The 13,619-nt window shown below is 31.2% G+C and carries 15 protein-coding genes; 6 read left to right on the top strand and 9 right to left on the bottom strand.

The window, feature by feature from the left end:
• Positions 1 to 18 precede the first annotated feature (18 nt).
• Positions 19 to 1,728: an ATP-binding protein gene (locus tag IRZ99_RS09175; protein ID WP_194656991.1), complete on the bottom strand. Its 1,710-nt coding sequence runs from the start codon at positions 1,726 to 1,728 to the stop codon at positions 19 to 21.
• Between the two features lie 70 nt (positions 1,729 to 1,798).
• Complete coding sequence (locus tag IRZ99_RS09170) at positions 1,799 to 1,996, bottom strand: hypothetical protein (protein WP_194656990.1); 198 nt, start codon at positions 1,994 to 1,996, stop codon at positions 1,799 to 1,801.
• A gap of 644 nt (positions 1,997 to 2,640) precedes the next feature.
• On the opposite strand from IRZ99_RS09170, the gene IRZ99_RS09165 reads away from it, so the two are divergent.
• From IRZ99_RS09165 to IRZ99_RS09145, 5 genes are all read left to right on the top strand, one after another.
• The gene (locus tag IRZ99_RS09165) at positions 2,641 to 3,273 is read left to right on the top strand and encodes a hypothetical protein (RefSeq protein ID WP_194656989.1); all 633 of its coding nucleotides are present in this window, start codon (positions 2,641 to 2,643) and stop codon (positions 3,271 to 3,273) included.
• 352 nt (positions 3,274 to 3,625) lie between these two features.
• Complete coding sequence (locus tag IRZ99_RS09160) at positions 3,626 to 3,994, top strand: hypothetical protein (protein ID WP_194656988.1); 369 nt, start codon at positions 3,626 to 3,628, stop codon at positions 3,992 to 3,994.
• Positions 3,995 to 4,024: 30 nt separating this feature from the next.
• The gene (locus tag IRZ99_RS09155) at positions 4,025 to 4,519 is read left to right on the top strand and encodes a hypothetical protein (protein ID WP_194656987.1); all 495 of its coding nucleotides are present in this window, start codon (positions 4,025 to 4,027) and stop codon (positions 4,517 to 4,519) included.
• Positions 4,520 to 4,592: 73 nt separating this feature from the next.
• A complete protein-coding gene (locus IRZ99_RS09150) occupies positions 4,593 to 5,126 on the top strand; it encodes a hypothetical protein (protein ID WP_194656986.1) in 534 nt (177 codons plus the stop codon).
• Positions 5,127 to 5,195: 69 nt separating this feature from the next.
• Positions 5,196 to 5,891: a hypothetical protein gene (locus IRZ99_RS09145; RefSeq protein WP_194656985.1), complete on the top strand. Its 696-nt coding sequence runs from the start codon at positions 5,196 to 5,198 to the stop codon at positions 5,889 to 5,891.
• A 92-nt stretch (positions 5,892 to 5,983) separates the two neighbouring features.
• Here IRZ99_RS09145 and IRZ99_RS09140 read toward each other — a convergent pair whose 3' ends face one another.
• From IRZ99_RS09140 to IRZ99_RS09110, 7 genes are all read right to left on the bottom strand, one after another.
• Entirely contained in the window at positions 5,984 to 6,148 is a 165-nt protein-coding gene (locus IRZ99_RS09140) for a hypothetical protein (protein WP_194656984.1), read from the bottom strand.
• 34 nt (positions 6,149 to 6,182) lie between these two features.
• Positions 6,183 to 7,535 carry a GH1 family beta-glucosidase gene (locus IRZ99_RS09135; RefSeq protein WP_194656983.1) on the bottom strand — a complete coding sequence of 451 codons (1,353 nt, stop codon included), beginning with the start codon at positions 7,533 to 7,535 and terminating at the stop codon, positions 6,183 to 6,185.
• A 459-nt stretch (positions 7,536 to 7,994) separates the two neighbouring features.
• On the bottom strand, positions 7,995 to 8,405 hold the full coding sequence (locus IRZ99_RS09130; protein ID WP_194656982.1) for a hypothetical protein: 411 nt from the start codon (positions 8,403 to 8,405) through the stop codon (positions 7,995 to 7,997).
• 76 nt (positions 8,406 to 8,481) lie between these two features.
• Positions 8,482 to 9,546, bottom strand: a complete 1,065-nt coding sequence (locus IRZ99_RS09125; RefSeq protein WP_194656981.1) for a type I restriction endonuclease — start codon at positions 9,544 to 9,546, stop codon at positions 8,482 to 8,484.
• A 144-nt stretch (positions 9,547 to 9,690) separates the two neighbouring features.
• The gene (locus IRZ99_RS09120) at positions 9,691 to 10,359 is read right to left on the bottom strand and encodes a response regulator transcription factor (RefSeq protein WP_194656980.1); all 669 of its coding nucleotides are present in this window, start codon (positions 10,357 to 10,359) and stop codon (positions 9,691 to 9,693) included.
• 7 nt (positions 10,360 to 10,366) lie between these two features.
• On the bottom strand, positions 10,367 to 12,076 hold the full coding sequence (locus IRZ99_RS09115; protein ID WP_194656979.1) for a tetratricopeptide repeat-containing sensor histidine kinase: 1,710 nt from the start codon (positions 12,074 to 12,076) through the stop codon (positions 10,367 to 10,369).
• A gap of 51 nt (positions 12,077 to 12,127) precedes the next feature.
• On the bottom strand, positions 12,128 to 12,325 hold the full coding sequence (locus tag IRZ99_RS09110) for a hypothetical protein (protein WP_194656978.1): 198 nt from the start codon (positions 12,323 to 12,325) through the stop codon (positions 12,128 to 12,130).
• 353 nt (positions 12,326 to 12,678) lie between these two features.
• On the opposite strand from IRZ99_RS09110, the gene IRZ99_RS09105 reads away from it, so the two are divergent.
• Positions 12,679 to 13,617, top strand: coding sequence for a hypothetical protein (locus IRZ99_RS09105; protein WP_194656977.1), 939 nt, complete (start codon positions 12,679 to 12,681; stop codon positions 13,615 to 13,617).
• Positions 13,618 to 13,619: the final 2 nt, after the last annotated feature.

Below are 13,619 nucleotides of genomic sequence, written 5' to 3'. Positions count from 1 at the left end.
AAATATTGGAATTTCACTTTATTTCGGCATCGATATTTTGACCTTAAACCCTTTTTCAGGTTCTGTATCAAAATCAATAGTTCCTTTAACAGCCTGAATACGGCTTTCCATGTTTAGGAGACCATTTTTTATCATCTTCGTTTTTTCGCATCCTATACCATTATCAGTATACTGTATCAAAATAGATTTGGGGTCATTTTCAAATTTTATTAGAACTAGACTTGCCTTACTGTGTTTCTTCATATTCACCATTAATTCCTGTAAAATGCGACTAATGGTAATCTTTTTAGTATCATCGATAATTTCCCAGTTGATATCTTCTAAATTATTGACAATAATGTTTCTTTCAGTTGTATTATAAGTCGAAAGCATTTCCTTCATGCTCTTGGTAAAGTCGATTCCTGTCTCAATTCTATTGTTTTCTTTCGAAATTCCTCTCACGCGTCCGTAAATATCATCTAATTTCTGGAGTAAATTCTCTTTGGTACTTTCCGTTGATAAGGACTGAGATTCGGCAAAAGCAATAACATGATAGACATCGTTTGCTAGTTCGTCGTGGATTTTTTTCGCAATTCGGGTTTCGGTGTTATATGAAGTTTTAAATTCTATAGCCTTGTTTTTATTTTTATAATAGCGAATTAAAATGGCTATTAAAATGACTAAAAAGATAAAAGCAATTACAAATACAATTCGCAGGTATTTTTCTTTCTGAAGTGATAATAGATTTTCTGCTTTTTCTAAACGAAGTTTTACGTTTTCATCTTTTTCTATTTTAGCATCGTATTTGATTTTTGCAAATTTATTTTTAAAATTATTTCTAACCTTAATGATGCTATCGTTTAGTGTAAAATACTTTTGCACGTATTTGCTGTGATGCGCGCTGTGATTATTTGAAATTATAATTTGGAGCGCTTCCAATCTTTCATCAACACTATTTAGTTTTGTAGCAATATTGTAAGCCGTAAAAGCATTTTCATCTGATTTTTGAATGTCTTTTTTGGAAAAGTAATCAGCCAGGTGTAAATAACTTTCAATACTGCCATAAGTATCCTTCATTTCGTTTCTTGTCTGGAGGGCTTCACTCATTAAAAAGAATCCTTTTTCATTCATTCCGTTTTTAAAATAGGCATAACCTAAATTGTCTTGTATTCGGGCTTTAGTAGATGCTCCGGCTTCATCTTCCAAAAGTTTCTTGCCTAAAATTGATTCAAGAAGTGTAATGGCCTTATTGTATTTTTTTTGCTGAATATAAATTGGTGCCAGATTACTTAGAGGGATTTGTTTTTCGATAGAATCGGTGTATTCTTTTGCAGACTCTTTATAGTAAAAAATGGCATCACTATAAAGAGAAAGCTCTTTGTCAGCAATACCAAGTATATTATAAATGTAAGCGGTATAAACGCTATTTTTTTTAAAATAAGTTAATGCTTCAGTCACGGTCTCCTTACTTCCGTAATAGTCTCCATTGACTTGCTGAATAGAGGCCATTTGAATAAGTATATAGCCGATATTGGTGCTGTCTTTTAATGTTTCAAATAATATTTTGGATTTGTTAAACTCATAAAAAGCAACGTTAAAATTTTGTTTTCCATAGTTTGTGATTCCCTGATCTCGTAAGCTCCCTGCTTCTTTTTGTATGGATTCTAAATTAGTAGTAATGGTCTTTTTTTCCTGACAGGAAAAAAGAAAAAGAAGTATAATGAAATAAAAAAACGGGGACCGTAACATATAAATTTACTTTCCCCGAAAATAGTAATTAATTAAATACTAAAAATATATATTTATTGATCTTAATCTTTTATGGTTTCGTTGGAATTGGTGGAGTTGGTGGGGGCGGAGTACCGTCACCAGGACCATCAGGATCAGGGCTACCAGCCTGGATAGGAGTAGTAATCTTTTCGATTTTCTTTTTAGGTTGAGTTTCAATCTCATCCGGAGTACAAGAAAATATAGTAAATAGTAAAGCGAAAGCGCTTAAAAGTATTAGTTTTTTCATTTTAATTTAATTTAGAAATTAGACATAGGTATGGCCGTCCGGAGTATTCCGGCGCTTGTTAATGGCGACACCAAATTGATTTTGGGAAGTAAACGGTGTAGAACTGTAAGACGTTATTTATACTTCCCGAATAAACTCGGTCTTACTGTTTTCCACAATGTTAATTTGAACTAGTTTTAAATTTTTGTTTTAATCTGCAGACAAAACTTGAACTAATTTCTGATGCAAAGAAAAGGCGCTTTTGGCCCTTTGTTTATAAGGGATTCCCAGAATTCCCGCGTTTTCCTGAGATTCCCGCGAATTCCTAAAAAACAAAATACAATGCATACTAATTTAGGTTTGTTAGAACATGTTATGTGAATGTAAAACCAAACTTGACCTTTATTTAATAGAGATAAAAAACACTAAAAAGGTTGTCTGGGATTATTAAAAAAAAGATAAAAAAATGGCGTTTTGAAGAAATCAACTCGCTTACGGTTTTCCACATTTTTAATTTGAACTAGTTTTATATATTTGTTTTAATCAGTACATAAAACGTGAACTAATTTCTATGGAAAAATAAGGGCGCCTTGAAGTCTTTGTTTATAGAGGATTATCAGAATTGTTACGTTTTTCTGAGATTCCAAAAAATCTTAAAAAATACCATGCATCATACATTAGAAGAATATAAAAAAGCGATTAAAATTAAATACGAGATAGAAAAAGAAGCAGAACATTTTGATTTTTTATATAACCCGTCTCGCGGAAAACTCCGCGATTTATGCTGGCTTATTTTCGAGAATAACCCAACGAAAGAGGATTTAAATGTTTTTAGAAATTTATTTTGTTTAGATTTTGATCACACAAAAAAAAATAAGTTTAAGGAACAAAAAGACAAGTTCAGGCCTATTGAAACTTTCTTTAAAGGCGAAACAGATCCATCAAATATTGATGCAATAAATCTCGCAGCAGTTATGGTCGATTTTCAACCGCGACCTTTTAAAAAATTTAATGAAAAATGTAGAATTGAAGAAGCAAAACAAATTGAGATTGCGAATAAAGCTAATGCAAGTGTTGAAATAGAGAAAGAAGTCATAGGCGTAGAGTGTTTAGTGAAAAAGGAACATGAAGAGTCAAAAGAGCAACCTAAAAAAGGAAATCTTTGGTTTGATTTTGCAACTACATTTTCTAAAAAAATAGGTCAGAAAATATATCCACGAAAAATAATTACGATAGGAATTGGAGCGGTTGCTCTGATGTCTTCTGCGCTTTTATATTTTGTGCAGAAAAAAGATTAGAAAGCAAAGTTTCTAAATAAAAAAAGGATGCATTTTGAAAAATAAAATGCAGAAAAGAATAAATTTTTAAGAAGGAATTTGGGCGTTGAAATAGTTTGTTTTTTGGCATATATGATCTGTTATTTATACTATAAAGATAAGAAAAATAATTCGTTAAACCTAATAAATATCAAGGAAATAGCGATTTTTTTTGCTCAAAAACGCATATTTTTTATGAATTTTTTGTTGTCGAATAAATGCTATGAAAAATGATAAAATTTGCTTTATTACAGATAATTAAATTGTAATAAAATTATTTATATTTATAAAACATTCAACAGATTTTGATCACTTCTAACTAAAAACATTTTTCATGAAAAAGCTTCTAATACTACTACTTGTTTTGTGCGCTTTCGGTTGTAAAAAATATGTTGTCTCGTTTGAACAGCCAACGAATATGAAACTTGATAAATTAAAACTTGAAATACTTCTGGATAAAAAGAAAGTTCAGGATATTAACTTGAATGCAACAAATGCGCTGCCTTCATATGAAACAGTTGCTTTGTCAACATCTGGTGATGGAAAACACCTGCTTCAGGTTAAAGTAAAAGATACGGTCTTTATTTATGATGTAAAGTACCCCGAAGAAAAATTTATTCTTTTGACTGCGCATTTAAAAGAGAACGGCAAGATTCATATTGGCATTTTAAAACAGCAGTATAAATTTAGATTTCAAAGATAGTTGGTTTTATTTCAAATATATAGAACATAGATGTTAAACAGTTTAAATAAAAATCAGCTTTGCATATCAATAGCAATATCATTTGTGTTATTCACTATATTGAATTTTATAATAGGACCAACTTCTATTTTTGGACTTGCTAAATTTATACAAAACAAAACAGGATACTTTTTTGGTGTTGGCACAAATACTCTTGATTATTTTATTATATCGTTAATACCATTTATTGGATTACTAATTAATTATAAAAGAAAAATAAATAGCTTAGCAGAAATATTAAAAGTTGATTTAATGATATTATTAAGCTGTATCGTAACTTTTAGTATTGGATTATGTTTGTTACTTTCGAAAATAGGAAGTCCAAGTGAAAATCCGCTACTTCCAGAATATTTGCGTGTGGAACCTTTTAAAGAATACTCCGCATTTTTAATTGTCTTAGGAATTATTTTAGCTTTTTTATTGGTTAAGTATGACGTTAAAGAGACGGATAATAGAATTGAGCAAATTGGTGTGGAAAATAAATAAGACTCTAGATAGATTCAAAGAACAGCAGAAAAAGAAAAATATAATTTGGTCTAATATAATTATAAGATAAATTATGAAGCAACTCTTCCCATTTTTTGCATTTTTATTAGTATTAATTTCCTGCAGTCAAAAAGCAAAAGAAAGTAAACATTCTTCGGAACATAAAAATCCCGATAAGAAAATTGAAAAAGAAGTCATTCAGGAGCAGTACATTGCAAACGATACTTTATTAGCCAAAATGGAAACTGATTTAAATGAGCTTGTCAAAAGCCCAAAATTTACAATTGAAAAAGAGTTGGTTAATAATAGACATGTAGACAATGTAATAGATACAATTAAAACTTTTAAATTTGATAAAATCAATATTAAATCATACAAAGCGGTAAGTGAAGAATGGATATTTGAAGCAAAAATTCTCAATTCAGAATTTGAACTGGCAAATTCTATAAAAATTGGAATCAATAAAAAAGATTTTGAAAAAATAGTAAAGACAAAATTGAATTCTAATTTGGTAAAAGTTGGAGACTCAGAAGCAACATCGGCATTCATTTTTAAATTTGAAAATTATAGCCTTAAAGAGATAGATTATGAAGGTTATGTTGATTAGAAACAAAAGGCTTAATTTAGTCGCAAATGCGTTGTAGCAAGAACATTGATAGTCATTATAAAAAACTGAATGAAATCAACATTAATCATATTATTAACATTTACATTTATTAGTTGCAAGCAGAAAGAAGTTGAACAAAAAACAATCATTCAAAGTTTGCAAAATATTAAAAACAAAACTGATATAAGAGATTGTAAATGTTATAATGAACTTAAAGAAAAAACTATAAAAATATTTACTTTTTCAGATAATAACTCAATTTCTATTTGTGGTTATGAAGAAAATAATGAATACTTTGAATTTGGAATATTTGATTGTAAATCCAAAAAACTAATCAGTGGTTACGATGCAATTCAAACTTGTGAACTTAAATTTGAAAATGATAAATTACAAATAATCGAACTTAACAAACTTCCAACAAATGACAAATGGGAATGGAATAACGTAAAAGTTGCTGAAGAAATTATTACTATTAAAAACAATTCAATAATTTCTCTTGGCGTAAAGCCTTTGAAAGTTGAAACAAAAATTTCAGAAAAAACACAAACAGAATTTCTAAATTCATTAGAAACAGAAAAATATAAAAAATTTGATACTGAGGAAGTTTTAGCCAGACTTGAAATTCTATCCATAATCGGAAATGAACGAGCTAAAAAGAAATTATTATCTATTGAAAACGATAAAAATTATGAATTGGATGGTGCTTATATGGAACAATATAGGAGCGCAATTGCATCTATTAAATGGCGAGAAAAAAAGTTGTAATTTGTGCTACCAGCGGGTACGATGAATTTGAGTAATTAGTTTTAAGGTAAATTATGTGGCAAAAGTGGTTTGATCTTCTTACTAAAGACTCCTTATAAATTATGATCATCATTAATCTCCACTTCCTCAGATTCTTTAGTATAGTTTAACTCTTCTTCGATCTTTTTGCGGTCTTTTTTATTTTGCTTGATTAGAAAATAAACTAATATAGCAACTCCAATTACGATTGCTGAAATAATAAGCCAATTGATTTCCATAAGATTGCTATTTTAAGTTTATCAGAACGTTTATTTAAGATAAGAAATCGCGAAACCATAAACCGGAATGCTTGATGGTTCTTTTTTGTGTTTCAAAGTCAACGTGTATTAATCCGAATCTTGCATTGTAACCTTCGGCCCACTCAAAGTTATCCGTAAGGCTCCACACAAAATAACCTTCAACATTCAAACCGTCTTCTTTGGCCTTCAGAATTTGCTCTAAATGATCCTGAATAAAGTGCGTACGTTTAATGTCGTAAACTTTTCCATTGGTAACAGTGTCCGGAAAAGCGGCGCCATTCTCTGTAATTATAATTTTTCGAATGCCTTCATATGCATTAAATCTTTTTAAGATATGATATAGGGCAGGAGGGTAAACTTCCCAACCCATATCGGTGGCGATGACATTTCTTTTTTCGGCACTGATTAATTCGGCACCAATGTAGGGCGTCAATAACGAAGCTTTTACTACTTCGCGCGTGTAACATTGAAGTCCGATAAAATCAAAATCAAACGCCAGATTGTTGAGGTCATCTTCTTTGATATAATTGTTCAGTTTTTTAAGTACTGCCAAATCATTTTGAGGATAACCCAGTCCTAAAATAGGTTCTATAAAAGTTCTGTTCAGTAAAGTATCAACGCGTTTTGCGGCTTCGATATCTTTTGCGTTTTGAGAAAAAGGCTCGATATGCGTACAGGAAAAAGTAGTTCCGATGTTAGCATCAGCTACTTTATCTCTAAGTATTTTGCCGCCGGCAGCTGTGGCCAAGGTTACATGATGCATGGCTTTTAGGTAATTGGTAATTCCTTTTTTTCCGGGAGCGTGAATTCCCAGAAAGTAACCCGCTCCGGTAAAAACGGAAGGCTCGTTAATGACCATCCAGTTTTTTACACGATCGCCAAAGTGTTTTGCACAAACCTCGACATAGTCAGAAAACCAGGAAACCGAATCACGATTGGTCCATCCGCCGTTTACTTCGAGTGCGTGTGGCAAATCCCAATGATAAAGCGTTACCCAGGGCTCGATACCTTGTTCGAGTAAAGAATCAATAATTTTGTTGTAATAGTCAATTCCGGCCTGATTTACAGGATGCGTTCCGGTTGGCATAATTCTGGGCCAGCTGATCGAAAATCTGAAATTCGGAATATTTAAATGACTTATTAAATCAATATCTTTTTGGTACGAATTATAAAAATCGCAAGCCGTTAAGGCATGATGACCGTTTTTTACTTTTCCCTTTTGTGAGGTAAAAACGTCCCAGATTGAAGAACCTTTTCCGTCAGCATCATGTGCTCCTTCAATTTGGAAAGCAGCGGTAGAAACACCCCACAAGAAATCTTGTCCAAATTGGTCTTTGTGTAAAAATGACTTCTCAACTTTATTCATTCAATTGACTTTCCTTATTTTTTAAACTAATAATTTATTTTAAACTAATAAATTTATTAGTGAAGGAAAGTAGAATGCATCGCTCTTAAAAAAAGCCATTCTTTGAATGAAACCAAGAAATTTAGATTAAAGAATTTCATAATATTTAGTTTTACTCAAATTAATAAAACTAATGTGAATTGATCGTAATGGTAAGATTATTAAATTGTTAAGAGATTTTGTTTAGGTTAAAAAGTTATCAGTCTTCCCAACCGCAGAGTGTTAATCCGTAGCCTTGTGCCTGGGCAAGTGTTACTTTTGTTAGTACGTGCCTACAGGCGGTGAGTCCGCGGCAATTTTCATTATAATGATATTTCTTTGCTCCCGTTGGACCGCAGATATATACTTTGGTCTCAACGGGATGAAAAGAGGTCAGGAACATAAATAAAAAGAGTAGGGTATATTTCATTCGGGCGACTTTTATTTGACGATTAATTGGTATTCATTTCCTTTTTTATCAGTTGCTTTTAGTTTTCCAAAAGAGATCCACTCGGTATTAATTTCAAGATCAGAAATAGAATCATTAATCAATATTCCGGCACCATATTTTCCGGAAACGTTAATGTTTCCGAAAACAGAATCACCAACGCTGTTTATTCCTTTTACGTCATAATTATATTCATAATGTCCGGAATTCCCTGTCCTGTATTTGTATTCATAAACATTATCTACATGATAGGTTTTAGCTTCTTCCGGAGTAATAGTTTTGCGATCGTCAGCCGTAATCACCTCCTTGTAAAACGTGTTTATTTTTTGAGGAGGTGGATCAGCTACTTTTTTGCAGGAAACGATAGTTACCAGGAAAAATGATAGTAAGTAGTTTTTTAGCATAGGCTTTTTGTAAAGTATTTAATGCCCGATAAAAGTAATTGGAAAGGATATTTTATAAATGCGTATTTATACGGGATTAATTACTTTGTTCGGTTTCATATAACGCAACAGTTTCTAATAATTCTTTTTCAAATTGATAAATGTCGTCGATACTTGAAAGAGCGGATTTTGTTTCATTCTTATTGTCGTTAAAAAGACTAATATATTTTTTACCTCCATTTAAATGAAGTCTGCATAAAGGTTTACGATTATTGTCATCTAATAAAACTCCAAAATAAGATTGCGTATCGCGATGTACTATTCGGTTAGTTGGCAATTTTCGTCGCAAAATGGCAACTACGATACGATAGCCGTCTAGTTCTTCATCAGTTGTATTAACTTTATTATCTTCTTCGACTGCTGTAATTTCTTCGTCCTGCTGTTTAATGGTTTCCTTAGTAAGAGCAGCATTTAATCTATCATTAATTTTTTCATTAATATATTGGCTAACTGATTTTTGAACTAAATCTTTAAATTCATCCACGACTTTTTCCGTAAGTCTTCCGGTATAAACTTTATTCGCAAAAAGTTTAGTGAAATCATTAGAAGGATTTTCTAATTCGGCGTTGATTTGCTTTTTAATTTCTTTGATATATTTCAGCGAACTGGCATTACTTACAATATTGTCAACATTAAAATTTGTTTTATGAAATTTTGCAATTTCATTGATGGTATTTTCTTTAAGGTTGGTAATATCAAATTCCAAAAATGGTTTTTCATCCATTTTATTTTGATCATCCAAATCCGTAAAGAATTGATAAGTAATTCCATTTGTTAATAGTGCAAATCTTGTTTTAGTAACATGGAAATATCGAAATAATTGCGAATTATGAACGGTCAATTTTTCTTTCCAACTTTTACATTCAACAATAATAATGGGCTCACCATTTTGAAAAATTGCATAATCTACTTTTTCTCCCTTTTTAAGTCCCAGATCAGCTGTAAATTCTGGAACAACTTCTAGTGGATTAAAAGCATCATATCCTAAAATATGGATAAAGGGTAATACAAAGGCATGTTTTGTAGACTCTTCGGTCTCAATTTTGCTTTTAAGCTGTGTGATTTTGTCAGCCAGTGATTTAAGTTGAATGTTGATTTCCATATTTTTTGAGTTTAGATTAATAATCCAAACTTAAACCTATTTAAAACCAGTATTTTACGGAAATCCATAATCTCAAAATTTTAAGTTTTCAGAAATAAAAAAAAGCCCCCGAAGGAGCTTTGAAAATTGTGAAGTAATGAGATTTTAAATAATACCCATATCTTTTGCAATAAAAACCAATTGCACGGTATTATTTGCTTTGAAAAAATCTTTTAGTTTAGAAAGTCTTTTTTCCATAGCACTTTTGCTGTTGGGTTTTATACCTAAATCTTTAAAAATCTGAATAATTTCATCTTGCGGAGTTCCGGATGATAAATGTTTTAAAATCTGAATGTCTAAATCATCTATTTCAAAATTGTTCTTTTCCTGAAGGGCAGAAGCAACTTCGGGCGAAATAAATTTTTGATCTGAAGTTGAGGTAATGCGAATTGCTTTTTTCAATTCTTCAATACTGTTGAGGCCTTTTAATACAAAAGCATCAATTTGGGCATGGTCAAAAAGAGATTTAATTCGGTAATTTTTATCTTCAACCGAATAGGCTATAATTTTGATGTCAGGCTGTAACTCCCGAACTTTCTGGACCAATTCGTCACCATTGGCAATTTTTACTTCCCGTTGATTTGTCTTAAAGGAAAGGTCACTAATTAATAAATCATATGGTTCATTTTGATGAATAGCCGCGCGTATTTTAAGAAAAGCATCATCACAATATTTTGAATGATGAAAATCTGCAATATCTAAATCTTTTACGACTTGTTCGACTCCTAAACTGATGGCATCCAGATCTTCAGCTATTATTACTTTTTTAAACATAAGGCATTTATTTAGGCATGGATATTTTTACTTTGAATCCTTTTTCTGGTTCAGTGTCAAAAGTAATAGTTCCTTTTATGGCCAGAATACGGTTTTCCATATTTTGTAGGCCATTTTTGGCAATTTTATTTTTTTCAAAGCCTTTTCCGTTGTCTGTATAATGAATTGTGATAGCATTTGCAGTATTTTCAAACTTTAAAACTACTAACGAAGCTTCGCTGTGTTTTTTCATATTTACCATTAATTCCTGAAGCACTCTGTGAATAGTTATTTTTTTAATTTCATCAATAGTGTCCCAATTTACTTTTTCGATACTATTAATAATAATATTTGTACTGTCGCTATTATAGGTAGAAAGCATTTCTTTTAAGTGAATTGCATAATTTGCTCCGGTTTCAATAGTATTGTTTTCTCTTGAAATGCCACGAACGCGAGTATAAATATGATTGAGTTTTTGCAGTAAAGTTTCTTTTATATCTTCTTTCGTCAAAGATTGTGTTTGTGCAAAAGTGATGGCATAAAAAACATCATTGGCGAGTTCATCATGAATATCCTTCGCAATTCGGGTTTCAGTATCGTATGATGTTTTTATTTTTTCAATTCGGCTTTGATTTCTATAATATCGTACCAAAATTACTATTACAATAATCAAAAAGATGATTCCGATTCCAGCTACTATCTTTTGATATTTTGCTTCCTGAAGTGATAACAAGTTTTCCGCTTTTTCTAGACGAAGCTTCTGATTTTCATCTTTTTCTTTTTTCGAATCGTATTTAATCTTTGCAAATTTGTTCTTGAAGTTGTTCCTGATTTTGATAATACTGTCGTTTAAAACAACATATTTTTTTGCATAAGCTGTATTGTTACTAGAATTGTTTGTCATTAAAAAAGATAGAGCTTCTAATCGTTCATCAACGCTATTGAGTTTTGTGGCAATTTGGCAAGCTAATTGGGCATATTCATTAGACTTTTTAGAATCGGTTGTAGAGTAATATTCGGCTAAATGCAAATAACTCTGAAGACTGCCGTATGAGTCATCGTTTTGATTTCTTATTGCAAGACTTTGATTGATTAAAGAAAGTCCTTCTGTATTTTTCTCTATTTTAAAATAGGCAAATCCCAAATTGTCCAGAACTCGCGCTTTACTTTTAGATGATAATTTACTTTTGGATGTTTCTTGTTGAAGAATTGATTCTAAAATTGGAATCGCTTTGTCGTACTTTTTCTGCAGTACATAAAGAACCGCAATATTGTTCAAAGGAGGTACTTTTGAAGAGGAGTCTTGCAGATCTTTTATCGCTTCATTATAATAATAAATAGCATCATCATAATTGGAAAGTTCTTTATCAGCGATCCCAAAGAAGTTATTAATTGAGGCACTGTAAATGTCTTTCTTTTTCAAATAAGGCAATGCTTCAGTTAAGGTTTCTTTACTTCCGTAATAATCTCCATTAATTTGTTGGATAGAAGCCATCTTAATCAAATTGAAAATAATGTTGGCACTATCTTTTAAAGTTTCAAAATCAATTTTTGATTTATTAAAGTTGTAAAAAGCACTGTTGTAGTTTTTCCTCTCTAAATTCGCTATTCCTTTATCTCTTTCGGCGGTAGCTTCTTTTGCAATTGGCCCATTATTATTAATAGGTCCAAATGTTTTTTCTTTACACGAAATGAAAAACAGGAAAAATAAAAGATATAAAAACGGGGATCGTAGCATAGAAGTTACTTTCCCCGAAAATAATCATTAATTAGAAATTAAGATCGTTATTTATGGTTTTTTTACTGGTGGTACCGGGACCTCAATAGGGTCATCATCCGGACCTGTTGCATAAGTCGTTTCCGTGGTATCTTTTTCGACCACGATCGTAGTTTTGCCTTTGCTTTCGTTTTCAAAATCATCAGACGTACAAGAGAAAATTGTAAGACTCAATAGCGCGCACGCTCCCAATGTAAATAATGTTTTCATTTTTTTATGATTTAAAATTTAGTTAAAGGGCATTGCCGTTCAGAATGGTTCTGAATTTTGTTATAGCAACACCAAATTGCTTGGGAAGTGAAGTATGTAGAACAGTAAGATTTTATCTATACTTCCCGGATAAACTCCGTCTTACGGTTTTCCATACTTTTTAAGTGAACTAGTTTTGTACATTTGTTCTTATCGCGATATCGAACAATAACTAATTTCTGATACAAAGGAAATACGATTATAATTCTGTATCGATACGGAAATCCGGGATGTATTAACTTTCCTGAGATTCCTGAAAAAATCCTGAAAATCCTAAAAAATTTGAGATAAGATCCTAAAAATCCTAAAGGCCTATGAAAAAAATTACTCAAAATGAGATTGAAAATGTTTACAAGGAAGCTATTAGAAAAAAATACAGAAGTGTAAAAACTGAGGGAGAACATTCACATTATTTAAATAATCCTTCGCAGGCACTTTTAAGAGATTTGTGTTGGGAAATCTTTAATTCGAAACCTAACGAACATGATTTAATTGTGTATCGTAATTTTTTTAAATCTGAATTCAATTCAAAAGAGGAAGATACTTCAATTCCATATACCAATAAATTTAAGAAAGTAGGAGCTTTTTTAAGAGGAGATAAAGAGCCTGCAAAAAGTGCCACTTTTGAATTGGCTGCAATTTTGGTGGGTTTTGAAGATCGTCCTTTTTATAAATTTAAAAAAACTATTAGTATAGGAAGTGGAGAAAGTGAGGAAAAGGAAGAATTGGGGAGCAATATTTCTTTAAAATCGGATGTAAATAAGGAAGGAAGAAAAGAAGACGATAAGATTGTTATAGAAAGAGAAAATTTACCAATAAGTTTTCAAAGTAACATTAAACACAGTTTCTTAGAAAAGTTATTTAACAGATCAAAACTAGCTATGATTATTACATCCGTTATTTTTTGTTTAATAGCAGCAACAATTTATTTTGCTTTCACAAGAAATAAATGCATGCAGTGGGCACACGATCATTATGAAAAAGTCGATTGTGATTTGAGCACAGATGAATTTTTGGTTAATAATGGAGTAGAAGCATACAATGAAAATAAATTTGCTCTTAAAAAAATTATCGTTTATGATACTACAAATTGTTTTAAAAACGGTGAAGCAATTATCTGGTACGCCAAGATAGGTAACAGAGCAGATTTCTTTAACACGCACGGAAGACATCCTGAAAACGATAAACCACTCAGACCTGTAACGCGATATATTTTGGATAAATACGCAGAGAAAAGTAATTCTAAAAAATAAAA

It is taken from the genome of Flavobacterium sp. LC2016-12 (genome assembly GCF_015351595.1).
Classification (GTDB): Bacteria; Bacteroidota; Bacteroidia; order Flavobacteriales; family Flavobacteriaceae; genus Flavobacterium.
The sequence above is the reverse complement of the archived record's forward strand: the minus strand, read 5'-3'. Positions and strand labels throughout refer to the sequence as shown.

What these genes read in the sequence shown, in the direction of transcription:
- IRZ99_RS09135 (WP_194656983.1), bottom strand. Translation starts at nt 7,535, where the DNA reads ATGAATAAAGTTGAGAAGTCATTTTTACACAAAGACCAATTTGGACAA.
- IRZ99_RS09115 (WP_194656979.1), bottom strand. Translation starts at nt 12,076, where the DNA reads ATGCTACGATCCCCGTTTTTATATCTTTTATTTTTCCTGTTTTTCATT.
- IRZ99_RS09125 (WP_194656981.1), bottom strand. Translation starts at nt 9,546, where the DNA reads ATGGAAATCAACATTCAACTTAAATCACTGGCTGACAAAATCACACAG.
- IRZ99_RS09120 (WP_194656980.1), bottom strand. Translation starts at nt 10,359, where the DNA reads ATGTTTAAAAAAGTAATAATAGCTGAAGATCTGGATGCCATCAGTTTA.
- IRZ99_RS09145 (WP_194656985.1), top strand. Translation starts at nt 5,196, where the DNA reads ATGAAATCAACATTAATCATATTATTAACATTTACATTTATTAGTTGC.
- IRZ99_RS09155 (WP_194656987.1), top strand. Translation starts at nt 4,025, where the DNA reads ATGTTAAACAGTTTAAATAAAAATCAGCTTTGCATATCAATAGCAATA.
- IRZ99_RS09150 (WP_194656986.1), top strand. Translation starts at nt 4,593, where the DNA reads ATGAAGCAACTCTTCCCATTTTTTGCATTTTTATTAGTATTAATTTCC.
- IRZ99_RS09175 (WP_194656991.1), bottom strand. Translation starts at nt 1,728, where the DNA reads ATGTTACGGTCCCCGTTTTTTTATTTCATTATACTTCTTTTTCTTTTT.
- IRZ99_RS09140 (WP_194656984.1), bottom strand. Translation starts at nt 6,148, where the DNA reads ATGGAAATCAATTGGCTTATTATTTCAGCAATCGTAATTGGAGTTGCT.
- IRZ99_RS09130 (WP_194656982.1), bottom strand. Translation starts at nt 8,405, where the DNA reads ATGCTAAAAAACTACTTACTATCATTTTTCCTGGTAACTATCGTTTCC.
- IRZ99_RS09160 (WP_194656988.1), top strand. Translation starts at nt 3,626, where the DNA reads ATGAAAAAGCTTCTAATACTACTACTTGTTTTGTGCGCTTTCGGTTGT.
- IRZ99_RS09170 (WP_194656990.1), bottom strand. Translation starts at nt 1,996, where the DNA reads ATGAAAAAACTAATACTTTTAAGCGCTTTCGCTTTACTATTTACTATA.
- IRZ99_RS09105 (WP_194656977.1), top strand. Translation starts at nt 12,679, where the DNA reads ATGAAAAAAATTACTCAAAATGAGATTGAAAATGTTTACAAGGAAGCT.
- IRZ99_RS09110 (WP_194656978.1), bottom strand. Translation starts at nt 12,325, where the DNA reads ATGAAAACATTATTTACATTGGGAGCGTGCGCGCTATTGAGTCTTACA.
- IRZ99_RS09165 (WP_194656989.1), top strand. Translation starts at nt 2,641, where the DNA reads ATGCATCATACATTAGAAGAATATAAAAAAGCGATTAAAATTAAATAC.